This is a genomic window from Nitrobacter vulgaris, from assembly GCF_031453995.1.
GTDB classification, from domain to species: Bacteria; Pseudomonadota; Alphaproteobacteria; order Rhizobiales; family Xanthobacteraceae; genus Nitrobacter; species Nitrobacter vulgaris.
In genome coordinates, this window is record NZ_JAVDPZ010000044.1 from 1 (window position 1) to 24,271 (window position 24,271).

Sequence of the window (24,271 nt, forward strand, 5' to 3'; positions counted from 1 at the left end):
CAAAGGGATCAACCTAGCCACTGGACGGTTTTTACTCCGCCCGCACCGACATCACGCCGGCGCTCCGTGGCCTACTTTGTCACCGCCACGCACAGTATACCGACCGTTCGCCTTCCCTTGCGGTGCATCGGGCTAGCGCGTCAGGGAATGTCACTCGCTAGCGCTTTGCCTCCTCGTAAAAGGACTTGGCAAAGCATCATTAGCGGCGCGCTCCGGACGTGTCGCTGGCCTCATCCGAATGGTAAGCCAGACAGTAGTCTAGTGCTCTGCTCGTTTCATCGCCTTGCGTGCCAGCGCTAGCCCCATCAGCACGAAGGCGGAGGTCACCTCCGGACCACCCACCACGATGCGGGTCGGAGTTTTCATCTTGTTCCATTCATAAGCCCTGAAGGGTCCGCGCCGCCCGCCTTCGCCGGCGTGGCTGACGATGCAGTTCAGCGCAGGCGTGAAAGCCGCCCGATCCGCGCCGAGATGACCTAAGGCGATGAGCGCCAGCGCCGCATCGAACGCGTTCATTTCGGCGGCGATCAGGATATCCTGCACATAGACCAGAACCCGGCCGCGCATGTAGCCGAAGCTGTCATCGGGATCGATCGCCTGACGGGCCGCATCCGGCAGCATCGCGAATGCGGCGTAACAGCGTCCGAAGTAGGCGCAATAAAGCTCCGGCAGATAGTAGATATGGGACCTGGGATCGCTGAACGCGCCGCTCTCGACCAGGCGTTTTTGGAAGCGGATGATCCGCTGCACCGTTTGCAGGCGTTGCGGCGTCTCAAGAATGCGCCACCGCGAACAGTTGCGGAAGCTGACCTCGAGGACATCGAGATTGAGGGTAGGATCGAGATCGTTGCCGTAAGGACGGTCGCCCGCGAGATTGTCGATCCAGGTGACGATGCCGCCGTCGTAATCAATGTTGTCGTTCAACGGTACGGTCACAAGCGGTTCATTGACGGCGCTATCGACCTGATAGCCGGCATAGAAATCGAGCAAGGGCTGATCAAGGATCGGATCGTTCGAGCCGACTTGCGTGGCGGCCGAAAACGAACAGGCTGTGGTGTCGCAGTCCGGGACGTAAATGCCGAAGCCGAGATTCTGCTTGATGTGTGTGAAAAACCGGCTGAACCGCGGATGGGGATTCGGCGCCAGCGCCGTGATCACGCTGACCCGGCTACCGTCGCGCGAGAACACCTCCTCGCGGCTGGTTTTAAGACAGAAATCGATCATCTCATTGCTCGCGCGGCGGATCGCATTGGTTTCCGCAAGCGTGGCAAGACCGGTTTCGGCAAAACTCAACAGCGCCTCGGTGAAGAATGCGTCGTAATAGGCCGAGCGATGGCGGATCTGAACCGGCTCCCACATCGGTTCGGCGATGCCGCGCCACGGCGGGTTGATCACCTCGCGTGCCGGCGACCGCGCAATGAAGACCCGCGCTAGATTAAAGAGCAGCGTCGAGTTCTTGTAGCCGCGCGCGTCGAGCCCGGTAAGGGCGGCGAGGAAATCCCGACCACGCAGATCGGGATCGCCGATCAGATTGAACGCCGCAAAGGTGGGGATGAACCCGTTGTTTCGGAATGATTGAAGCAGATGCGCGCCGCAGGTCCGGATAACGCGCTCGATATCGGCAAGGCTCGGCTCCGGCGCAGAGCGGGACATTGCTCCGGGCCGGGGATGGTTCAAAGTCACCGTGTCCAGTAATGCGGCCACCGGTCGGCCGATCGTCGTCCAATCCGGTGTTTCATCGTCCCGCGCTTGTCGCAGCGCGTTTTGCAGTTCCTGAAAACAGGTCTGGTCTCTGAGTTCTGGCAGGCCGGCGCGCCGCAACAGCGGGCGCAGTGCCGGATTCGCCAGCGCGGTCTTGTAGAATCTGGCGAGATGGCCGTCGCCACCCTGGTGGCGCAACAGCACAGGATCGCACACATCGTACAGTGTCGGGCCGTCCTTACGGTTCGTCAGCGCGCGGTAGACAGCGCCGGCCACATGGCGAGCAGTCATGATTTTCTTTCGGCGTCCCCATGCGCGCTCAAGGCTTGTTCCAGCCAAGCTATTGGAAAAATTACACGAATAGTGAAAAATAACAAATGGCGACCACCAAGCCACGGCATCCGGCCATCGGTAACACCTGCTTGATTATCGGACGTCCGGCCCTCCTAACTTTCGCGGCCGTAACGTTGCTTAACCAATTGTGTTTCCAATAAATAAAGGTTTCATGTTGCTCATTGAGGAGCCGCGATGTATGACCCTTTCTTATGCTGCGGTGCCGCAAAACGAGCGTAATTGACCGCAATAGGTCAGGCGCTCCCTGAAACCAATCTGGCGTTGGCGCGACTTACAAGCGCAATTGAGCGCGACCGGGAATCGATTGTTATGAAGTTCGGGCAGTTTCGCGTTTCCCCACGGTCCTTCACATTGGCCGCAGTCTTCGTCGGGATGGTATCGCTGGCGATCGGAGCCCACGCAGCCTTTAACAAGCGCAGCCTGGAGGTCGCGAAGGCCCTCGACGTCGAGGACACGACCGGCAGCATCGCCGTCAAGCCGTCGCGGGTCGCGCTGGTGATCGGCAACGGGCACTACCCGGATGCGAACCAGCCCTTGAAACAGTCCCTCAACGGTGCCCGGGCGCTGGCAACGGTTCTGCGGCGCGACGGCTTCGACGTCATCATGGTCGAGGACGCCGACAAGGACGACATGTCCCGCGCGGTCCGCCGTCTGGAATCAAAGATTGGTCCAGATACGACGGCGCTGCTGTTCTTCAGCGGGTTCGGCATTCAGTCTGGGCGCGAGAGCTACATGATCCCGGTCAATGCGCAGATCTGGAAGGAAGCCGACGTTCGGCGCGACGGGCTCTCCGTCGAAACCGTTCTCGGGGCGATGAAGGAGCGCGCCGCCAAGGTCAAGCTCGCCGTGATCGACGCATCGCGGCGCAATCCGTATGAACGGCGCTTTCGCTCCTACTCGCACGGTCTTGCGCCGATCAACGTGCCGGACAACGCGCTGATCCTGTCTTCGGCCACGCCAGGACGGGTCATCGACGAATCGAGCGGACAATACAGCCTGCTGATGGCTGAATTGCTCAAGAGTCTCGATAAGCCGGATGCGGACGCCGAAGCCGTTTTCAGCAGGACTCGCGTAGCGGTTTCGCGTGCGAGCGAAGGGGAACAGGTCCCAACCGTGTCGTCCTCGCTGGCTCAGGGCGTGCCTTTCAGGTCTGATGCGGCGGTGGCCGCGCACAAAGGACGATAGCTAGCGATGAGAGCCCTCCACTCTGATTGAATCAGAAGCAGGGTTCTCTGTTTTCGTTGACGCGTTTCCCTCACGCGAACCGGTAGCCACTTCGCTCGAAAAGACCTGTCCGGCCGTGAGGCAGACGCTTCGGCCGATCCAGCATCGAGAGATCGAAACCGTCGCCCGATCCTTTCCTTGGACGAGGAGCGCTCACCGCGGCAAACCCACTCCCGAAATCCGGGAGAGATCTAGCGGGCCGCACTCGCTTCCATGGCGATCGGTCTGACCGGATCACCTTCGCGTAGCAAGGCGCCCGCGCGCGCCACCACAACGTCGCCTTCCGACAATCCCTCGCGGATCTCAACCTGCCCTCCCGATCGCAATCCAACCTCGACGTGCCGCATCTCAACACGCTGACGCCGGACGACCTGAACCACTGCGCCCGCGTTTCCATACAGGATCGCGGTCAGGGGCACCGCAATGCCGCAGCTTTCGCCGGTCTTGATGATCGCGCGGCCAAACGCATTGACCAACAGGTGCTTGCTGGGGTCAACGGAGATGAAGACCTGCCCGAGTTGGCTGTTCGGTTCGACCGTCGGCGCAATCAGTCGGACCTTGCCGTCCATTTCGCCGGCACCGACGGCCTTGACCTTAACGGTCTGATCGACCGCGAGTTTCGCCAGGTCGCTGCTCGGCACCTGACCCACCAGATCGAACTCGTTGCCTGTGACAATATTGAACAACGCCTCCCCCTTGCCCGACGCCACCGCCCCGATCTCGGCAGACGAACGGCTAACGAGTCCCGCCACCGGAGAAGAAACCAGGATCGTTCCGCCTTCGGGCCGAGTCACGCGGGCAAGCGCCTGCCCGGCGGTGACGTTCTGTCCCGGCTCTGCCAGAACCTCAGCGACCTTCAAGCCCGGCCGCTCCGGCCGCACCGCGGTCTCATTCTTCGGGATCAGGATTCCCGTTACCTGAACGCTCGCCAAGAAGCAGGATCTGGTGGCTTTCAGGACGCTAACGGCGGCCGCATTCGGAGCAACCTGTTCATCCGCGGACAATCCCGACGGAGCAATGACGGTTGCCACCAGCACAACGGCGAGAGCGAGAGCCTGCATTGCAGTGTGGTACGGGCCCGGAAGTTTCGTGGACATTGATCAAAGACTCTTTCCGGGAAAATCGCCGCGAGAACGCGACCACCTCGCTTGAGAACGCTATAATCAAGCCACGATCGCGTTTCAACAACCGGCACGATCGGAAGCACGACAAGCTTCATGCGGCCTGCGCCCGAGCGTATAGGTCCGCGCTCGGCGTGATCTCGCGGCGATGGATATCGACGGCCGCGATCAGATAGGGGAAGACTTTCAGAACCAGCGGCGCCAATTCAGTCGCGTCGACCCGGTCGATCGACCATGCCATGGCCGCGCTGCAATGAGCTCACGCTCCTCAACCAACCTCAATCTTTGCAGATAGCACGAGAAACCCCGCCGGAGCGGGGTTGTGCTTCGACTCGTGCCTTACGTCGACGCGAACTTTTGTCTCAGCGCTTTTTCTTCAACTCCGAGTGTATCGCAAATCGCCTTCAGACGCGAAGGATCCGGAAACTGAATGCCGCGCATGTAGAGTGAGATATCGCAACGGCGGAAATCCTGGGTGCCGCGAAACAGCTTCGATGCTTTGCGAGCAAATTCCGCCTCTGTCCAATGCTTGTCAGCGACAAGTTTTGCAAGGCGATTTCCAAACCCTACTTTATCTGCATCTGTCATCATTTTCTTTTCTTCCTGACTTCCCCTTCACGCGCATCAATCGTCCGGACAACGATCCGCGACGCAAGCCGCCGGCCTTCCGGCGAGTTTTCTTCCGTCAAAGGGAATGTATGTCTTACTATACATCGCTTCATTTACTTCCCACGCCAGCGTCGGAGCACCCCTGCGCATTCCGCATAGGGATTTCACTTTCGAACATCGCGCGCAGCTTCGAACGTAAAGCTCTTGACTCAACTAGTCTCCTCTCCGGTTTGAATGCGCCGAACTCTCGAAGATTCTAGCGAGCCGCATTCGATAGCTCGACTTCAGCCATCGCCACGACGAGGGACGCGATTGATGATTGTTTGGCGAGCGCCAGCGCAACGTGAGGATGACAATCACAGCGATGCGCCCAACGTCTTTCCGTTCTGATAACGTCGGGAGCGCAAGTCGCTCTCGCTTCAACCACGATTCGTCGTCGCGCTTTCCAAATATGGGACGCCGCCATAGAGTCGGTCTCCACCGACCTTAGATCTGGCCAAATCGGCTAAAGCCGAGTAATCCGGGATGGTGAGGTTCAGCCAGCGCTACCAGATATGACAAACGCAGGCAGTCACCGTGGCAGTGAGTATATCCATTTGAGCTAACCACGTCTTCTGACATGCGATCACTCCGTCATCTAAAGTGAACTGCCGAAGCCACCTCCGCCGACACAGGTCGTCATCCTCCGTCGAAAGATCGAAAGTCAGTCTCATATGGCAACTCCCACGACCTCCGACCACGACCAGACACGCATCGAAGCGCCCAAAGCCCAGGCCGACAAATCGCTTGGCCCCGACTTCGATTCCATGACGGACCGCGAACTCCTCATGGCCGCGGCCAGCAACGCCTTTCATAACGGGAGAGCCTTGCGTCAAATCAAGATCATGGCGACGGTGCTGGCGCTCGTCGTTAGTCTCATTCTGATAAAGCTTTTTGGCCTGACGTGACAGGATGCCGCGCCGGCAGGTTTCCGCAGGGATCCGGTCATAGGCGGTCACCACATGACCGGGTCGTCGCGCAGATCACGATAAGCATGTTGGGTGTCGCAAGCCGCTATCAGCAGACGCTAATGCGCCCTGATGCGCAGTCAGGACGCCGCCTCAGGCCCCGTCAACCGGGGGGCGTCCGTCAATGGCGCGTCGAATGACCTGACGGACCTTCGCGTTAGACAGAAACAGGTCGTGGTTGATAAAGCCCCAACCCTGCGCCGAGGCGTCGATGACGCGCAGCCCAAGTTGCTCAAGTTTGGCCTTTTCGGCAGCGCCGACGCGGGTGATGCCACCGGCCAGGAAGCCCGAGAGAGCCAACGCGCGGTCGTTGGTAGCGGTGACGACCGTGATCTTCCCGGCGAGCGGGCCGACGCGCGCGACCGACGAGGTGAAGACATCGAGATCGATGTCGGGCGAAGCGAAGACAACGGCTCCGATGCGATCGCCTGCCGCCGGCTGCCGCGCGCAAATCTGGCGCAGCGCCTCCATCGTCAGCATGGTGCCGACCGAATGCGCGACGATGTGGATACGGCCAGTGATCGGACTCGCCATCAGCCCGGTCAACACTTGATCAAGCGCGTCGCGCGACCACATCGCACTCTCTCGGTCGTAGCCGTAGTCGAGCAGGCTCGCTTTCGAAGGCCAGGAAAACACCATGGTCTCGCCGCGAAAGCGGATGCCTTCGGAGATTCGGGCGGCGTCGAGCGCCGCGTTTTCAAAGGTCTGGTTGAAGCCGTGCACGTAGATAAGCACGTCACGGGTGCCGCCTGGTTCAGCGTAGAGGTCGCCGATTTGGCTGGTCGGCTCGATTGCGTCCAGGCGCCAATCGTCCAGCCCGACGGCGTTGAGTGAGAAGCGCCCCCCGCTTGGCGGTGTGAGCTTGGCGCGAGCGACGTTCAGTCGCGCGGCTCGTTCAGACCCATACCAGGGCTTGGCGCGCGCACCATTCACAGGCTTGCGTGTGGTGGCGACGAGAAGCGTCGGATTGGTGGAGAGTTCGGCGGCATCGAAGGTCGCGCCGCCGGAGGAGAGAGCGGCACTGGTGCAGCCGCCGACGGACGCGCCGAAAGTCAACGTGCAGGCGGCGCCTGCAAACGCGCGTAACACAGCGCGGCGGGACGCGAGCGACGGTTGGTGAACATGATGTGACAATGTGCAGGTGTCCCCACGATCGGAGCGTGGTGCACGGCAATCGCGGCGAGAATGCGGACATATTGAATTGATGCGAGCAGGCCTCGGTTCCCGAGGCCGCCGCAGATTGTCTCTGACCCAGGGTATTTGTATGGCCGGTGTTGGTATGGCGTGGTTAGCAAGATGGCTAGCGCAAGCTTCGGACCGACGACGCATGCCGTGGTGTTGGCCATGCCTCAGCACTCTTACCGGGCCATTGGGCAGACGAGAAATCGCTGCGCACCTCCCTTGGCTAGGTTGTCTTGGCAAGTTTGCCGCCAATTTGGCGCGCTTTTCACTGGTTCTGATCTCAATAATTTAGCGCTTCTCGCGGAGGCTGATGTCGGATCACCAGAAAATCTGGAGCTCCGAGTTAACCGCACAAGGGTCTGGAACCATCGTTTAACCGACGGAGAGCTAAAATGCGGAAATTCATCTTCGTTATGACTACTCTTGCCGTCTTCGGTTTTTTTGCAAGCGAGGCATCAGCGGTCACGGTGCTCAACACGACACAGGCCGACGTAAAAAAACAGTGTGAAGGTAAAACCAAGTGTAGTGGAGCCTGTGGCAGCACAATATGCAATTACGTTTGCGACAACCCAAAAAAGCAATGCACCGTGTCGATATACTTGAAGCGCCCACCCGGTCGGGTCCCAGGATCGACCGACGGGTCCGGGATGACACGCAGCAATCAATGACGACCCGATGATCGTCACTGCCCGTGACGGCGGCATACGGCCCGCCGTCACAAAGCCGACGCCCACAAAGCGTGGCTTTCGAGCTGCACCGTTGGCTGAGAGAACCGCCAAGAAGGAGCTAAAATCAGGGATCCTTGCGGTGGAAGCTGTCGTCTTCTTCCGGAAGGCGACGATCATTTCTTCCAAAGAGGCGACAGCGAACAGCATCCGGTATGGGGAAGTTTATGGCTCCGGAGTAGATATCCTGCATCACTTCGCTAAAAAGAGGAGACTAATTTAGCGACGGGGCCGTCGCTTACTTCATTTCGGATTCAGTCGGAGGATCGATGCTCTTTATTATCGTTGTGGCTTTGGTGGCGACCTACCTGATATCGCGGCTGGTCGGGCTGGTTGCCAGGAAGTGGCCGGACACAATCGGCAAGGCCGTATGCGTCAATGCCGTGAGCGCTATAATTGCCGTGGCAGCGGGGACACTGGCCTCCGCAGCGGACGGCGGGCAGCCGAAATTTTATTTGGCGTTTTTGATTTACGGCGGCGCGCAGTTGATTGTGCTGATTTTTGATGTGCTCCGGATTATGCAGCTTAAGTCGACAGCGTAACCACGAGAGTGCCGACGACTCAAAGGTGATCCTGCCAAACCGGACATGGCGCGCCTGCTGGAATGCAGGCGATCTCCTGCCCGAGGACTATTGCGCGATCCATGAGGGTGCCGCGTGGACGGTTCACAACATCGCCAGGCTTGGGGCACGCAGTTTCACAGACGCGCGCCGCGCTGTATAGGATGGCAATCCAACCGGACGATCCAGGGTGGAAAAGGCCGTCTCAGCGCAGGGAGTAGCAATCGTGGTGACCGCCATCGAGACGATCGAGCAGCTCGAGGCCATTTATGGCCAGCCGGGCGAGGCGGCGACGATCAAGGTGGCGCAGCGGATCACGCCGTCCTATCGCGCGCTGATCGAAAGCTCCCCGTTCGCCATCTTGGCGACCTGCGGGGAGGAAGGGCTTGACTGCTCGCCGCGCGGCGATCTCCCGGGGTTTGTTCGTGTTTATGACGATCTCACGCTGATCATTCCGGATCGGCGCGGCAACAACCGCATCGATTCGCTACGAAATCTCATCCGCGATCCAAGGGCCGCGCTTCTGTTTCTGATCCCGGGATCCGGCACCACCCTGCGCGTCAACGGCCGCGCGCTGGTGTCAGCCGACCCCGAGCTGCTCGCGTCGTTTGGAGTCGAAGGCAAAACGCCCCGTTCGGTCATCGTCATGACCGTGGAGGAAATTTACTTTCAATGCGCGCGCGCCATCATCCGCTCGCATCTCTGGGATCCCGGCCGGCACGTCGATCTCAAGACCTTGCCGACGCCCGGAGAAATCCTCGCGGAGATGAGCAAGAGCCGCGTCGGCGGCGAGGAATATGACAAGGCGTGGCTCGAACGCGCGCGGCAGACGATGTGGTAATGCGCCTCCACGTCCGGCGCGCCATTGCGATCCTGCAACAGAGAGTTTGATTCAACGCAGTTGAATCGGACTCAATATTTTGATTGGACGCATTTTCTTCACGCGAACCGGGTCTACTTCGCTCGAAAACGCTCTAGCGACCGAACAGTCGTTTCATGATCTCATCGAGAGGCGGCGGCTTGTCTCGGGATGGCACGTTTTGGTGCGACGATCCTTGAGAAGGCTTGTCCTTAGCGGGAGGTTCGTCAGGAGCGGGATCGGTTCCTGCGCCGAGACCTTGCCGGATCAAGGTATCAAGGGTCTCTCCGATGCTGGGACCGGACTGGTCAGCACTGCCGCTCCCGCTGCGGCCGAACAATCCCTGCCCCCATTCCCTCAGCTTCGCATAGACCGCGCCGGGATCGTCCAGAATGCCGGCTACGTCAGGATAGATGCGCGGCTCACTCCATGCCCCTTGCACGACAACCGGAATGCCGAGGCCGACCGGATCGGCGCGCGCCCCTCGGCCCTCGGTAGTCATGACGAGTTTCGGCTCGACCCGCAATGCCAGCATCTTCGAGCCGAGATCGACGGTGCCGGCACCGCTCATCCGCACAAGTGGACCGGTTAGAAACAGGTCGTTCGTGGTCGCCTGTCCTTTCGCGATGGTCGCGGTTGCGCTGAGTTGCGACATGTCAGTGGCCTGATCAGGGCGTTCTTGCCACCCCGACAGAGTAGCGGACGTCAACGCACGGATCATTTTCGCAATGTTGAGGTTGCGGATCGCGCCGTCGCGGACGTCGATCGAAGCTGTCCCAGTGAGGCTCGACATGATCGCGCGCGCACTGACGCCAGTGCCGCGGACATCGGCTGTCGCCCGCATCCTGCCATCGACATTGTCGAAGTCGGCAAGGCTCGACAATAGCGGCAGCGCGCGAACACCGCTCACGTCAGCCTTGAGCGCGTAGGACGGATCGTTCGGAGACACGTCGATCGACAGGCTGCCATTAGCTCGCCCGTCATAGGCGCCGAGGTTTAAAAATGACGCTTTCAACACGCCGCGATCGATGGCGGTCTCGACCTGGGCCGGCGCAAAGCGCGCTCGGCCGATATTCAGTTCTGCCGCTGAAATCGTCGCCTGCGCGTCGACATACTTTAGCCCGCTGACATCGATCGGCGCTTCGCTCCATGGTTGCGCGGCGGAGCGCGGTGCCGAAGGCTGGCTCGCTGCTGCGCCGAGGTCGAGCCGCTGAAAATCGAGATCGACTTTCACAAGCGGCTTGCTCGAAAGATCGACCGATGCCCAGCCGTTGAACTTTCCGTCATCGAGCGATCCGGACAAGCCATTGATGAGAAGCATCTTCCCGTTGATCCGGACCTCGGCCCTGGCTGTCAGTTGGCGGGTCCGCGCACCTAAAATCTCGAGTTTCAATTCGGTCGGGATATTTCGACGCCCGAGCGAACCTGCAGGCTGCGTTGCTGCCATGGCGAATGTCAGCGGACGGTCGCCAGGACGCGCCTCGCCCGTGATGTTGATTCGCCGGTCAGCACCAAGCGTTACGCTCGCGTTCACACCATCGACGCGATTCTCCCAGCCGGTTTGCGGATCGAAGAAAACGATCGCGCCGTTGGAGACCGTCACCCGGTCGACCGGAAATTCCGTATTGCCTCCCGCTGTCTCTTCGGAGCGGTCTGACCTGGATGAAACGCCGCGGCCGGTGCGTTCACGAAGCAGCGGCACCCGCAGCGTGGGGCGATCGATACCCAGTTCCGAGATCTTTAAAGTTCCCGACAGGAGGCTCGCAAACTCGAGACGGGCGCGGATTTCCTCCACGGCGAGCTGCGCATCTGTCGCGGTCTTTCCAGGACGATCGAACGTAACATGGCGCAGCGCGAATCCGAGCGAAGGCCATAGGTCAATTCCGATCGTGCCGTTGATCGCAATCCGGTACCCCGTGTCGCGCTCGATCCGGTCCTGCACCAGCGACGTAACGTAACCGGAAGGAAATCCGGTTACGAGAAGCACGATGACGATCGCGATCAGACCGGCTGCGACGACGCCTGCGATTTTCAGTGCTCTTGTCATCTCGAAACAGCGTGTCCTTGCATGCAAACTGTCAGAAATTGAACAGCAATGTGATTCCGCGTTGAATATGGAGATGTCGTGTCAAACTGGCCCGAAAGGGCTAGTGGAGTGAACATTCGCCAGAAACGCGTCAGATCAGAATCTGAGAGCCCCGCTTCTGATTCCGTCAGAAGCGGAACGGCTATAGCGCTTATTCGGCGCCCGGAAGCGAGACGGCGTTCGGCGGTTTTTGTTCTGCGGCTACCGGCTCGGCGAGATCCGCACCCGAGGTGAATAGCCGTTTGCTGTGGCGCCAGATGAACTTGCCGACATCATCCATCAGCAGGAACATCGCAGGCACGAACACGAGCGAGAGCATCGTCGAAAACAGCAGGCCGCCGATCACCGCGAGCGCCATCGGCGAGCGGAATTCACCGCCGGCACCGAACGCCAGCGCGCTCGGCATCATGCCCGCGACCATCGCGACGGTCGTCATGACGATCGGGCGAGCGCGCTTCATGCCGGCATCGATGATCGCTTCTTCCCGCGCGCGGCCTCCGCGAATTGATCCGACCGCGAACTCCACCAGCATGATCGCGTTCTTTGTGACGATGCCCATCAGCATCAGGATGCCGATCCAGACGGGTGTCGTGAGCTGCTTACCGGTGAGCAGCAAGGCCATGATCGCGCCGCCGATCGATAACGGCAGCGAGAACAGGATTGTGATCGGTTGCAGGAACGTGCCGAACAGCAGCACCAGAACCGCATAAACCATCATCAGTCCGGCCGTGATCGCCGTTGCGAATCCTTCAGATAGCTCATTCAGGCTCTCAGCGTCGCCCGAAGGACTGACCTTCACGCCCTTGGGCAGGGTCTTCATCACCGGCAGATCGTTGATCTTCTTGGTCGCGTCGCCGAGCGCGGCCGTGCCGACGAGGTCGGCCGCAACGGTGGCCTGCCGCTCGCGGTCGTAGCGGTTGATGTTGGTGGGGCCTTGATCCAGCCTGATATCGGCAACGACGGAAAGCGGGACATGACCGCGGCCGCCACCGATCGGCACGCGCATCTGCTCCAGCATCTTCAAATCGGAGCGCGCGTCCTCATCGAGTTGCACGCGGATTGGAACCTGGCGGTCACCGGCATCAAACTTCGCCAACGCCGGGCCAACGTCGCCGATCGTCGCCACGCGAATGGTTTGCGAGAGTTGCTCGGTCGATACTCCGAGACGCGCGGCGAGATCGGCTCGCGGCTGGATTCTGAGCTCGGGACGGTCGAGCGACGTCTCCGGCGTGACATTGGCAATCAGCGAAATGCGCTTCATCTGGGTCGCCAACTCGTTCGCTACATTGCTGACGATGCCGATATCGGATCCGGTCACCACGAGCGAGACCGCGCGCAAGCCGTTCTCGTCAAGGAACCAGTAACGGATATCGGGAACACTTCCGAGTTCCTCCCCGATCGAGAGTTCAAGTTCCCGCTGGGTGATGTTGCGGTCTTGCTTCGGGGTATAGTTGATGATCAGGGATGCACGACGCACCTCCTGCAGTCCTGGCGGCACGCGCCCGCCGTCCACGAATACGCTCATCACCTCCGGCCGCTTGCGCAGCCGCGACGCGATCTCTTCCGTCACCTTTTCGGTATGAGCGAGTTGCGACCCCGGCGGCAGCTCCATCGCCAGCAGCGAGCGCGCGGTGTCCTGCGCCGGCAAGAAACCCTGCGGCAACAGCTTGATGCTCCAGATCGAGGCGGCAAAGACCGCGAAGCCGATCAGGACGGTGATGATGTAGTGCCGCACCGACCAGGTAACGAGGCTGATATAGGCGCGCAGCACGCGGCCCGGCGGCGGTGGATCATGCGGATGGTCCTTCATGAAGTAAGCGGCGAGCACGGGCGTCACCAAACGCGCGGCCAACAGCGAGAAGAACACCTGCACCGACACCGTGATGCCGAACTGCTTGAAGAACTGCCCCGCGATGCCCGACATAAAACTCGCCGGCGCGAAAATCGCGATGATAGTGAGGCTGATCGCGATCACCGCGAGGCCGATTTCATCGGCCGCTTCGAGCGCGGCGCGGTAGGGCGATTTGCCCATTCGCATGTGACGCACGATGTTCTCGATTTCAACGATGGCGTCGTCGACGAGAATGCCGGTTGAAAGCGTGATGGCGAGGAAGCTGACCAGATTCAGCGAGAAGCCGAGAATGTCCATCGCCCAGAAGGCTGGAAAGATCGACAACGGCAGCGAGATCGCGGCGATAATGGTGGCGCGGATGTCGCGAAGGAACAGGAAAACGATGATGACGGCGAGCGTCGCGCCTTCGAACAGAGTCGAGATTGCCGCCTCATAGTTGCCTTTGGTGAACTCGACGGAGGAGTCGATCAGCTTCAGATCGACGTCGGGATATTGCCCTTTCAGCGCGTCGATCCGATTCTGCACGGCCTTCGCCACCACAACGTCACTCGCTCCCTTGGAGCGTTTGATGCCGAGCGCGACCACCGGCTGGCCGTTGAAGCGGGCAAAGGTCCGACGGTCTGCGATGGTGTCAGTCACCGTGCCGAGGTCGTCGAGACGGATTTCGCTGCCACCCGGCAGAGAAATCATCGTGCCTGCCAGCTCGTTGAGGGTCTTGGCGCCGGCCAGGGTCCGGATCGCCTGATCGTTCTGTCCGATCTCCGCCCGCCCCCCGGCGACATCGACGTTGATGCCACGCAGCCTCTGGCTGACATCGACCGCCGTCAGTCCCACCGCGTGCAGGCGATCCGGATCGAGCGACACCAGAATTTCACGCTCGACACCACCGATGCGCTCGACCTGGGCGACGCCACGGACGCCTTGTAATGCCCGCTTGACCACGTCGTCGACAAAGTATGACAGTTGTTCGGGCGTTTTTCCGGGCGAGATCGCGGCATAGGTGACGATCGGCAACCCGATGACGTCGACACGCTGGATCAGCGGCTCGTTGACATTCTGCGGGAGATTGGCGCGGACCCGCGTCACGGCGTCCTTGACGTCGTTCAGTGCACGGTCCGTATTGGTCTCGAGCGCGAACTGAATCGTGGTCAGCGACAAGCCATCTGTGATTGAGGACGAAATATGACGGACGCCCTCGACGCCCGAGACGCCATCCTCGATGGTCTTGGTGACCTGTGACTCGAGTTCGGCGGGCGCAGCGCCAAACTGCGAGACCGCCACAGAGATCACAGGGATATCCGCGCTCGGCAACCGCGTGATCGCGAGCTTGGTGAAGCTGACCCAGCCCAGTATCAGCAATATTATCGAGAAGAGGACGGACGGGAGCGGATGCCGGATCGACCAGGCGGAAATATTGGAGGCCATCAACGTGCTCGCGATCGATCGAGATCATCGGAGAATATGGCCTTAACCCGATCGCCGTCATGCAGCGACGTGCCGGCATCGGCCACGACGATTTCTCCGACTTTCAATCCTTCCAGGATCTCGACGGCGGTGTCGGACGTCAATCCAACGCGAACGCGCCGCGTCTCCACGACATCTCCGTTTACCACCTGAACCGTCAGGTGATCGATCGCGGAGCGGGGAATGGCCACGCCGCAACTGCGCTTGGCGTCGATGCTGGCGCGGGCGAACATTCCGATCTTTAAGGTCGGATCTTCGCTCAGGGACAGCCGGACATGACCCATTTGGGTTTTACGATCAATCTCGGGCGAAACCAGCCGGATGTGCCCGACCAGATCGGGCCCATCCTCGCGGCTGACGCGCGCGCTCGCGCCCGGGTTAAGCTTGAGCACATGGATCGACGGCACCTCGGCATCCAGCTCAATCTCATTATTGATTGCAATCCGGAACATCGGCCCGGCTCGTAGCGAGGCCGGCGCTCCGACGGCGGTACCGACTTGGGTGACGAGGCCCGCAGCAGGCGCGCGCACGGCAGATCCCGATTTCCCGCCGGGCGGTGGCGTCAGCCGGGCCAGTTCCTGATTCAGCGCGACAGTGTCGCCCTCACGGACAAGCACGTCGGTGACCTGCGATCCTTCAGAGTCGGGGCTGACCACCGCTTCCTGACGCGCAACAACGAAGCCAGTCACACGAACCATGTCGGAAAAGCAGGCATTGGTCGCGCGAGCGACCGTCACCAGGGCGCCTCCAGATGTTCCGGTGTCATCGGCGGCGTACGAAGGGCTCACGAGGCCGATAGTCGTCATCATTGCGCCAAAAAACAGGCCAGAGGCGAGCTTATGCGCGCATCGCGGCCGAAATCCTGAATCCGAAAGTTGCCTCACCTTGCAATTCTCACATTGAACGCGCCGCATGTCTCGATACGGCGACAACCTATACGGCGCATCCGCAATCGCAAAACAAACGGGTCGAAATCATCGCCGTGCAGGTACACGACCTCAGCGCACGCCGTATCCGGTAAACTCCTTCACGATGTCCGGATCCATTGCCTTGGCGTTGGCGATGTCCAGGTTACCCTCCGCGACGGCGCCGCTGCGCTGCCTGGCAAGGCCCCGGCCGTAAAGCGAGGAGGTCAGCCTGGGGTTGATCTTGAGCGCCGCATCGAAGTCCGCGATCGCGTCCTTGTTCGCGCCGCTCTTCAGGTTGAGCAGGCCGCGGCTGTCCAGCGCATCCACAAAATCCGGCCTCAACCGGAGAGCCTCGTCGCAGTCTCGCCGCGCGGATGGCAACTCGCCGATCACAGTCCGGGTCCAGCAGCGATTGTTGTAGGCCTCAACGTCCTTCGGATTGAGTCGGATCGTCGCATCGAAATCCTTGATGGCGAGTGCATAGGCGCCCTTGCTGGCATAGACCTGTCCACGCCGATACAGTGCGTTGGCATCGTCTGCCTTGGCGGCGATCCTGGTCGTCAGCGATTTGATCGTTGGATCGTCGGCCAATGCCAGCGCGGTCTTTCCGTCATCCCGGCTTTGCGGCGGAGGTTCCGCCGGAGGTTTGGCTTGGCCTGATGAGGCTTTGGGCGTCGGAGGCGCCGACGCAACAGGCGTCGGTGCGGGCGGGGACGGCGAAACGGATGGAGATAAAGCCTCGGTCTGCGGGCTGGGCGGCAGCGATGGCGTTGCGGCGACATCAGGCTGGCCATCCCGGCCGGGAATAAAATGGAAATCCTCGGCCAAAGACGACGAAATCCACGGCACCTGCTCAGCGCGCGAGGCTCGCGTCACCCCGACACGGGTGCGGTTCAGCGTTTCCTCAGCTGTCAGGCCGGGGACGCGGATCTCCTTCAGCAATTCGCTGACGAACAAGCTGTGATCGGTGCCGGCATCGCTGGACACCGAACTCAGCGCCGCAGAATACATCACCAGCGTTCCGCTCGGCGCGATCACCGGAGCCAAACCGGCCGAAAAGCTGCGGAAGCGGCGCTCGAACGGATTGCGGCGGGAGGCGTCAAGCAACGCGATCTTGACCCCTGCACCGCGATTGTTGATCTCACCCAGAATGGTCTCGAGGCTGAAGCCGTCGCGGCGCACATCCGCTTCGGTCCAGAGTTGTGCGTCGACCGGGATGAGATAGCTTTGGCGTCCGGACTGGATGCCGTATCCGCTGAAGAAGATCAGCGCGACGCTGCCGGGCTTGATGCGAGTGTATAGACGCTTCAGCGCGAGGCGCATGGCTTCGCCGGTCAGATTTTCACCGGTTTCGACATCGAAGCCGTCGTGCTTGAGTTCGGCGGCAACATCGCGGGCATCGTTGACCGGCTCCTTGAGCGGCGCTTCGCTGTCCGGATAGACGGCATTGCCTATGACAAGCGCAATCCGCGTGCTTCCGTCGGTCGCGGCCGATGCGACCGACGGCGCCATCGCAAGCACCATCGTCAGCGTCAACACGGCCAGCACCGCAACCCGAATGTTCATGCGACGACCGTCCAAAGTCAGACGCCGTTCCAGCCCGCGCCGTGGCGACCTTATCTTACGCGATCCGCATTTTCAAACCAACGACGCGGCGGCTGTCAACGGCCGGCAAAATGCAAGGCTAGCGCGTCGACGAGTACATCCGGCTGCGTAGTCATGCGAGCGACATGGTGTGCGGCATAAGCGCCGCGCGGCAATATCAGCATTATTTATTCGCGGCCTGCTCTTTCGCCGCCATGTTGACGACCTCGACGCGACGGTTTTCCGGAGAGAACGGGTCTGCAGAATTCTTGTATCCCTCTTTTCCATATCCGGCCGCGACCAGATTTTCCGCCGGAATCTTATATGTCTCAATAAGGAATCGCTTCACGGCTTCAGCGCGGCGTTCAGAGAGGTCATGATTGTAGGCATCGGAGCCCTTGCCGTCAGTGTGGCCGCCGAGCATGATGACGGAGCCTGCCAGCTCGTCGCTCGTCAGCGCCTTCCCAAGGCTGTGCAACTGCGGCTCAGTCCGCGGCGTCACGGCCGCAGAATCGAAATCGAAGTTGATATCCAGATCGATCTTCGGGCGCTGGGCGGCAATCTCAGCCAGATGATCGCGATCACCCATGGACAGCGAGCGGGTCTTGCCGCGCACGTTCCTGACGAAATCCAGATCGCTGGGGCTCAGCGCTGGCCGTGTTGGCGCGCTCAGGCTACGCGTCTTCGAAGTCTTAAGTCCGTCGATAATCTGCTGCGCGGAAAGGTCGCCGGCCGAGGCGCCCTGTGGTGCGGCGATCACAACCAGGCCGGACGCCAGAATGGCCGCCCTCAGCCTTTTTCCGGAAATCGTCTGAACCCACATGATCATCTCCCTTTCTGTTCATTGGTCCGCCACACGATAGGTTGTCGCGCAGCATTCTATGGGCGACCTGCGGTACCACTACGTGATTGGCATCACAAAGATAGCCGGTTGTCACCGCCCGAACTGTCCTGATTTGACGCACTCGGCGGAAGTTCGTTCAAAATGATAAAGCCTGGACGCGCATCAATATGGACGCGGACAAGCCAGCCCTTCGAAATCGGGGAACTAGGAAGCGAAGTGGCGCGTTTCTGGTCAGCCAACAGGCGGGAACAGGGCCTGCCAGCGGTGGATTGCCGACGGAACCATGGAATATCACTTGGAATATCACTGAGCGGCCCTGAGCATTGCGCTCAACCTTCATCGTTGCTTGCGAACGGCCGGGAGAGCCGGCCGGGCAACGCGTTCTGACGACTGAAAGGTTATCATTGCAGGAACCGAAGGACCGGATCGTCGCGACAGACATTCCCGCGCGTCTCGACAGCCTGCGCTGGAGCCCATTTCATACGCGGGTCGTGACCGCCCTTGGAATCACCTGGATACTGGACGGGCTGGAGGTAACGCTCGCCGGCGCGCTGTCCGGCGCGCTCAAGGACAGCCCCATCCTTCGCTTCAGCAACCTCGATATCGGCATCGCCGGCAGCGCCTATCTTGTTGGAGCGGTTCTCGGGGCGCTGGGCTTCGGCTGGCTGACGGATCGCATCGGGCGCAAGAAACTTTTTTTCGTCACCTTGACGCTCTATCTAGCCGCGACGGCGGCGACCTCGCTGTCTTGGAATGTCGCCAGCTTCGCGCTGTTCCGGTTTCTCACAGGGGCAGGCATCGGCGGCGAATATACCGCGATCAACTCGACGATCCAGGAACTGGTGCCAGCGCGGTACCGTGGCTGGACCGACCTGACCATCAATGGCAGTTTCTGGATTGGCGCCGCTCTTGGCGCGGTAGGCGCGATCGTGCTGCTCGACCCACAAGTCATCGATCCGGAACTAGGGTGGCGGCTCGCGTTTCTCACCGGCGCAGTCTTGGGACTTGTGGTGTTTGTGATGCGGCTATGGATCCCGGAAAGCCCCCGTTGGCTGATGATTCACGGACGGCCGGATGAAGCGGGGGGCATCGTCGCCGGCATCGAACGGATAGCCGTTCGCCATTCCGATGCACCCGCCGGAGGGGTCTGGCCGACGATCAGACTTCGGATGCGCAGCCACACGCCGCTGCGCGAGGTGGCGCGGACGCTATTCAAAACGTATCGGCAACGCGCGCTGGTGGGCCTTGCGCTGATGACCGCGCAAGCGTTCTTCTACAATGCGATCTTCTTTACTTACGCGCTGGTGCTGTCGACCTTCTACAACATTCCGGCGGAGCGGATCGGCTGGTACCTTCTGCCGTTCGCGGCGGGTAATTTTCTCGGGCCGTTGCTGCTCGGCCGGCTGTTCGATACCGTCGGACGCCGCGCGATGATCGCGTTCACCTACGGAATCTCCGGCGTTCTGCTCGCCATGACGGGCTATCTCTTCGCCACCGGCGTTCTGACCGCACAGACCCAGACGATCGCGTGGATGGTCATCTTTTTCTTTGCTTCGCCGGCCGCCAGCTCGGCCTACCTGACCGTGAGCGAGACCTTTCCCCTTGAAGTGCGGGCGCTGGCAATCGCGGTGTTCTATTCTGTGGGGACCGCGATCGGCGGCGTCGCCGGCCCGACGCTATTTGGTGCCTTGATCGACAGCGGCTCGCGTGACAGCGTATTCGCCGGATACTGTTTCGGGTCGGCGCTAATGATCGCAGCCGCGCTGATCGGCTGGCGATATGGAATCGCTGCCGAGCGTCAGTCGCTCGAGTCGGTAGCGTCGCCGCTTGCCGTTGTGGAGTCACGATGAATCAGGATGTAATGGAAAACGTGCCGAACAAAACCGCTTCCGTGACCGACGACCCCGAGCCTCGCGCGCTGCCGCTCGGTACATCTGCGCTGTTGCTCGATATCGATGGCACACTGCTCGATCTCGCGCCGACGCCCCACGAGGTTTACGTGCCTCCCAAGCTCGCTTCGGCGCTGTCGCGGCTGTTGTCGCGGACGGCTGGCGCGCTGGCGCTGGTCAGCGGTCGATCGCTCAGCGATATCGACCGGATCTTCGCACCGATGCTGTTTCCCGCTGTCGGTGGCCACGGTGCGGAGATGCGGATTTCGATCGAAAGCGAAGCCGTGGCCGCGCATGCGCCGCCGATGAATCCGGATTTAATCCAACGTTTTGCAGCGATCGCCGAACTGCATCCCGGCATCCTGGTAGAGAACAAGGGTTACTCGCTAGCGCTCCATTTCAGAAAAGCGCCGGATGTCGAGCGCGCGATCTATGATCGGGTATCGGCAATACGCGCCGACCTGCCGAACGCGCCCATAGAGGTGCTGCCGGGCAAGTTCGTCTGCGAGATCAAGCATTCGGGATTTACCAAGGCAACCGGCGTGACCGAACTGATGTCGCATAAGCCGTTCAAGGGACGGCGGCCGGTCTTCATCGGCGATGACGTAACCGATGAAACGGTCTTTGCCATCATGCCAGATCTGAACGGCTTGTCGTTCTCCGTCGGACGGCGGGCTCAAGGCGTGAACGGCCATTTTCAAGCGCCCAGCAACGTCAGGGCTTGGCTGGCCCGTCTGCTCGACGACGAACGAGCGGTCGCTGAATGACCGATCATGGGCTCGATCTCGCTGTCATCGGCAACTGCCGGACGGCGGCACTCGTCGATCCGACCGCGCGGCTGGTATGGTGGTGTTTCCCGCGCTTTGACTCGAACCCGGTATTTTCGCGCCTGCTCGCGGGGAACGAAGAAAAGGGTTTCAGCGATGTCGTGCTGGATGGCATGGCCGATTTCCAGTCGGACTATGTTCGCAACACCGCGATCGTCTCCACCGTCCTGACCGATACGCACGGCAATGCCGTACGTATCACCGACTTCGCACCGCGTTTCCGGCAATATGGCCGCATGTTCCGGCCGCCGCAGTTGTTTCGCATCATCGAGCCTATCGCGGGCCTGCCCCGGATCACGATCCGCATCCGGCCGACGCACGCCTATGGCAAGCCGCTGGTTCGGCACTCGATGGGCAGCAACCACATCCGCTATTTCGAAGAAGACGGCACCGCGATCCGCGTGACCACCGACGCGCCGCTGGCTCTGATCGAAAACGAAACGCCGTTCGTTCTGACGCGGCCGATGTATCTCGTCTTCGGCAACGACGAAGCATTTCCCGGCGATCTGGCGTCAACCGCCCAGCGTTTTGCGGACGAAACCAAAACCTACTGGCTGAGCTGGGTGCGTCGTCTTTACATCTCCTATGAATGGCAGGAAGCCATCATCCGCGCTGCCATCACGCTAAAGCTGTCCAACTTCGAGGAAACCGGCGGCATCATCGCCGCGCACACCACCTCGATTCCCGAGGCGCCCGGCTCAGGCCGCACCTGGGATTATCGTTATTGCTGGCTACGCGACGCCTATTTCGTTGTGAAGGCGCTCAATCGCGTCGGCGCGACGCGGACGATGGAGGACTTCATCGGTTTTACGCTGTCGCTCGCATCAAATGCCGAGGAGGATCTCAAGCCGGTCTACAGCGTGGTCCCGAATCTGCCGCTAGATGAGTGGACTGCCGCCGATCTTCAAGGCTATCGCGGCGACGGGCCGGTGCGTGTCGGCAATGCCGCGGTCGACCAGAAGCAGCACGACACCTATGGCAGCGCCATCCTGGCGGCGCTGCCGCTGTTCTTCGATCGCCGGTTACCGCGTCCCGGTGACGAAAGCCTGTTCACGCTGCTTGAATCGCTAGGCAACAAGGCGGCCCGCGTTGCGATGACAAGTGATGCCGGCATCTGGGAATATCGCGGTCGTCAGCGTGTCCATACCCACTCCGCAGCGATGTGCTGGGCCGGCGTCAACCGGCTCGCGGCTATCGCGGAACGGCTCGGCCTGCCAGAACGCGCGGCGCACTGGAATGCAATCGCTGATCCGTTGCATGCCGAACTGCTCGACCGCGCGTGGAACCCGAAGCGCGAGGCCTTCACCGCGGCATTCGGATCCGACGATCTCGATGCGAGCGTGCTGTTGCTACCCGAACTCGGGGTTTGCGAGGTTGACGATCCGCGATTCATCAAGACTGTCGCTGCCATGGAGCGCGAGTTGCTGCGCGAAAAGCATGTGATGCGTTACGCGGCGGAAGATGACTTCGGTCTTCCCGTGACTGCGTTCCTGATCTGCCGGTTCTGGCTGATTGATGCGTGGTGGTCGCTCGGGCGGCGCGAGGAAGCGCGTGAGGCCTTTGTGGATGCCCTGGCGCATCGCAATCGCTTCGGGCTGTTATCGGAGGATATCGATCCGAAAACCGGCGCGTTATTTGGGAACTTCCCGCAAACCTACTCCATGGCGGGATTGATCCTCACCGGCATGAAATTATCGCGCAATTGGGAGGATCGATACTGGCGTAGCTGATCCGATGAAAGACACTTCTCGTAAAAAGTGATGAGACAACCGTTTCATTCTCAAATGACCGGGAACTTTGAGTTTCATTCTAGACTGCCTGAATTTGGCGTCAATTTGGTAGGAAAGAGGCAGGAACCATATTGATGAACGCGCGTTTATCTGCGGGTGCAAAACCAGGAGGGGATCCTTGTGAACCTCGTTGTCGTTTCGAATCGCGTGGCGCGTGCGCGGGCTAATGAGCCCCTCACAGGCGGCCTAGCGGCGGCGCTGTTACCAGTTGTTGAAAAATCAGGAGCAATTTGGGTAGGTTCCAGCGGACGGGTACGGGACGGGTCGCACAAGGAACCCTTTGCTGAAGTTGAAGCCCTCGGATCCGGAGCACTTGCATTGCTGGATCTGCCGGCCGCGCACTACGGCGGATACTACGAAGGCTTCGCGAATTCGGCGTTGTGGCCTGCGCTTCATTCCCGGTCCGATCTCATTCGCGTGTCGCACGAGGACTATCAATCGTATCGCGAGGTCAATGCCTTCATGGCGAGGGCTCTGATGCGCTTTCGCAAGCCAGACACTGCGTTCTGGATTCAGGATTATCATTTCCTCTCGCTCGGTGCCGAACTGCGCGATCTGGGTGTCAGCAATCCGGTCGGTTTCTTCCTGCATACACCCTGGCCGGCTCGCGCCGTCATGGGGGCGGTGCCGCATCATCGCGAATTGATCGAAGCGATGCTGGCCTATGATTTGATCGGATTCCAGACCGACGACGACTGCGAAAATTTTCTAAGCTATCTTCAATCGGAACTCGGCCTCAAGATACAAGACGGCGTCGTGACGTCGCGTTACGGCAACTCGCGATGCGCCGTATTCCCGATCGGAATCGATGTCGAGAAATTCGCGTTGCAGGCCGCAAAGGCATCCTCGCATCCCGACGTCTCGCGATTGCGCCGCAGCCTGAACGGAGAACAACTGGCGATCGGCGTCGACCGCCTCGACTATTCGAAGGGCCTTGTGAATCGGATCAATGCATTCGATCGCTTGCTGGTCTCGAACCCCGCGCTGAAGCGCACTGTCTCGCTGCTGCAAATTGCGACGCCCTCCCGCGGTATGATCGAGGCCTACGGCAATCTGCAGAGCGAGCTTGCGAAACTGGTCACCGACGTCAATGGCCGCCACGGTGAAACCGACTGGATGCCGATCCGCTACCTCAACCGGGGATACAGTCAGACCGTGCTGGCCGGCCTCTATCGCACGGCGCGCGTAGGCGTGGTGACGCCGCTGCATGACGGGATGAATCTCGTCGCAAAGGAATATGTGGCCGCGCAGAATCCCGCCGATCCGGGGGTGCTGGTATTGTCCAAATTTGCGGGCGCGGCGAACGAGTTGCAGACAGCGCTCCTCGTCAACCCTCACGAAATCGACGGGATGGCCCGCGCCATTGCCGCCGCCTTCGCGATGCCGCTGACAGAACGCAGAACGCGTTGGGAGGCTATGATGCGGAAGCTGCGTGCCGGGACCGTCCAGCAATGGTTTACGGACTTTTCCGAAGCGCTGGAGGACGCGCGCGTGGCTAACAAAAAGACCGCAAGCGACCGTCCCGCTGCTGCGGTAACACCGAAATCATGGCCGCTGCATGTGGTGGGTTCGCGTAGCGGCGCCGGCGTTCACTAGAACCGATCGACATTCAGGATTCCCAATCGGTTTGATCGCTGATTCATAGAGCTCCGTGATTCGTCACGGAGCAGATCATGGCGGCGAAG

The 24,271-nt window shown here is 60.6% G+C and carries 19 protein-coding genes; 9 read left to right on the plus strand and 10 right to left on the minus strand.

Annotation, left to right across the window (positions count from 1 at the left end; genetic code table 11):
* Positions 1-258 precede the first annotated feature (258 nt).
* A complete protein-coding gene (locus GGQ85_RS18290) occupies positions 259-1,992 on the minus strand; it encodes a hypothetical protein (protein WP_309775739.1) in 1,734 nt (577 codons plus the stop codon).
* 372 nt (positions 1,993-2,364) lie between these two features.
* Here GGQ85_RS18290 and GGQ85_RS18295 point away from each other — a divergent pair, with 372 nt between their 5' ends.
* Positions 2,365-3,240, plus strand: coding sequence for a caspase family protein (locus GGQ85_RS18295; RefSeq protein ID WP_309775749.1), 876 nt, complete (start codon positions 2,365-2,367; stop codon positions 3,238-3,240).
* A gap of 230 nt (positions 3,241-3,470) precedes the next feature.
* Here the strand turns inward: GGQ85_RS18295 and GGQ85_RS18300 are convergent, their stop codons facing one another.
* From GGQ85_RS18300 to GGQ85_RS18310, 3 genes are all read right to left on the minus strand, one after another.
* On the minus strand, positions 3,471-4,376 hold the full coding sequence (locus GGQ85_RS18300; protein WP_309775740.1) for an efflux RND transporter periplasmic adaptor subunit: 906 nt from the start codon (positions 4,374-4,376) through the stop codon (positions 3,471-3,473).
* A gap of 118 nt (positions 4,377-4,494) precedes the next feature.
* A complete protein-coding gene (locus GGQ85_RS18305; protein ID WP_309775741.1) occupies positions 4,495-4,641 on the minus strand; it encodes a hypothetical protein in 147 nt (48 codons plus the stop codon).
* Between the two features lie 98 nt (positions 4,642-4,739).
* Positions 4,740-4,988: a hypothetical protein gene (locus GGQ85_RS18310; protein WP_244553572.1), complete on the minus strand. Its 249-nt coding sequence runs from the start codon at positions 4,986-4,988 to the stop codon at positions 4,740-4,742.
* Positions 4,989-5,722: 734 nt separating this feature from the next.
* Between GGQ85_RS18310 and GGQ85_RS18315 the strand changes: the two genes are divergently transcribed.
* Positions 5,723-5,956: a hypothetical protein gene (locus GGQ85_RS18315; RefSeq protein WP_079448178.1), complete on the plus strand. Its 234-nt coding sequence runs from the start codon at positions 5,723-5,725 to the stop codon at positions 5,954-5,956.
* 153 nt (positions 5,957-6,109) lie between these two features.
* Here the strand turns inward: GGQ85_RS18315 and GGQ85_RS18320 are convergent, their stop codons facing one another.
* Positions 6,110-7,150 (minus strand): alpha/beta hydrolase, encoded by a 1,041-nt coding sequence (locus GGQ85_RS18320; protein ID WP_374708922.1) that lies wholly within the window; start codon positions 7,148-7,150, stop codon positions 6,110-6,112.
* 723 nt (positions 7,151-7,873) lie between these two features.
* Between GGQ85_RS18320 and GGQ85_RS18325 the strand changes: the two genes are divergently transcribed.
* The 3 genes from GGQ85_RS18325 (at position 7,874) to GGQ85_RS18335 (ending at position 9,324) form a co-directional block, all read left to right on the plus strand.
* On the plus strand, positions 7,874-8,146 hold the full coding sequence (locus tag GGQ85_RS18325) for a hypothetical protein (protein WP_079448179.1): 273 nt from the start codon (positions 7,874-7,876) through the stop codon (positions 8,144-8,146).
* Between the two features lie 46 nt (positions 8,147-8,192).
* Positions 8,193-8,465 carry a hypothetical protein gene (locus GGQ85_RS18330; protein ID WP_079448180.1) on the plus strand — a complete coding sequence of 91 codons (273 nt, stop codon included), beginning with the start codon at positions 8,193-8,195 and terminating at the stop codon, positions 8,463-8,465.
* A 247-nt stretch (positions 8,466-8,712) separates the two neighbouring features.
* A complete protein-coding gene (locus GGQ85_RS18335) occupies positions 8,713-9,324 on the plus strand; it encodes a pyridoxamine 5'-phosphate oxidase family protein (RefSeq protein WP_309775751.1) in 612 nt (203 codons plus the stop codon).
* A gap of 133 nt (positions 9,325-9,457) precedes the next feature.
* Here GGQ85_RS18335 and GGQ85_RS18340 read toward each other — a convergent pair whose 3' ends face one another.
* The 5 genes from GGQ85_RS18340 to GGQ85_RS18360 all read right to left on the minus strand — a co-directional run bounded on the left by GGQ85_RS18340 (position 9,458) and on the right by GGQ85_RS18360 (position 18,065).
* Positions 9,458-11,389, minus strand: a complete 1,932-nt coding sequence (locus GGQ85_RS18340) for an AsmA family protein (protein ID WP_309775742.1) — start codon at positions 11,387-11,389, stop codon at positions 9,458-9,460.
* A 190-nt stretch (positions 11,390-11,579) separates the two neighbouring features.
* Positions 11,580-14,705: an efflux RND transporter permease subunit gene (locus GGQ85_RS18345; protein WP_309775743.1), complete on the minus strand. Its 3,126-nt coding sequence runs from the start codon at positions 14,703-14,705 to the stop codon at positions 11,580-11,582.
* Positions 14,705-15,553: an efflux RND transporter periplasmic adaptor subunit gene (locus GGQ85_RS18350; RefSeq protein WP_309775744.1), complete on the minus strand. Its 849-nt coding sequence runs from the start codon at positions 15,551-15,553 to the stop codon at positions 14,705-14,707. Before GGQ85_RS18350 ends, GGQ85_RS18345 begins: the two co-directional genes overlap by 1 nt.
* Positions 15,554-15,742: 189 nt before the next feature.
* Positions 15,743-17,218, minus strand: coding sequence for a caspase family protein (locus tag GGQ85_RS18355; RefSeq protein ID WP_173816051.1), 1,476 nt, complete (start codon positions 17,216-17,218; stop codon positions 15,743-15,745).
* Positions 17,219-17,420: 202 nt separating this feature from the next.
* Positions 17,421-18,065, minus strand: a complete 645-nt coding sequence (locus tag GGQ85_RS18360) for an OmpA family protein (RefSeq protein WP_079448184.1) — start codon at positions 18,063-18,065, stop codon at positions 17,421-17,423.
* Between the two features lie 419 nt (positions 18,066-18,484).
* On the opposite strand from GGQ85_RS18360, the gene GGQ85_RS18365 reads away from it, so the two are divergent.
* From GGQ85_RS18365 to GGQ85_RS18380, 4 genes are all read left to right on the plus strand, one after another.
* A complete protein-coding gene (locus tag GGQ85_RS18365) occupies positions 18,485-19,930 on the plus strand; it encodes an MFS transporter (protein ID WP_309775746.1) in 1,446 nt (481 codons plus the stop codon).
* Positions 19,927-20,736: a trehalose-phosphatase gene (gene otsB / locus GGQ85_RS18370; protein WP_079448185.1), complete on the plus strand. Its 810-nt coding sequence runs from the start codon at positions 19,927-19,929 to the stop codon at positions 20,734-20,736. Before GGQ85_RS18365 ends, otsB begins: the two co-directional genes overlap by 4 nt.
* Positions 20,733-22,526 carry a glycoside hydrolase family 15 protein gene (locus tag GGQ85_RS18375; RefSeq protein WP_309775747.1) on the plus strand — a complete coding sequence of 598 codons (1,794 nt, stop codon included), beginning with the start codon at positions 20,733-20,735 and terminating at the stop codon, positions 22,524-22,526. Before otsB ends, GGQ85_RS18375 begins: the two co-directional genes overlap by 4 nt.
* A gap of 180 nt (positions 22,527-22,706) precedes the next feature.
* Positions 22,707-24,182, plus strand: a complete 1,476-nt coding sequence (locus GGQ85_RS18380; RefSeq protein ID WP_309775748.1) for a trehalose-6-phosphate synthase — start codon at positions 22,707-22,709, stop codon at positions 24,180-24,182.
* Positions 24,183-24,271: the final 89 nt, after the last annotated feature.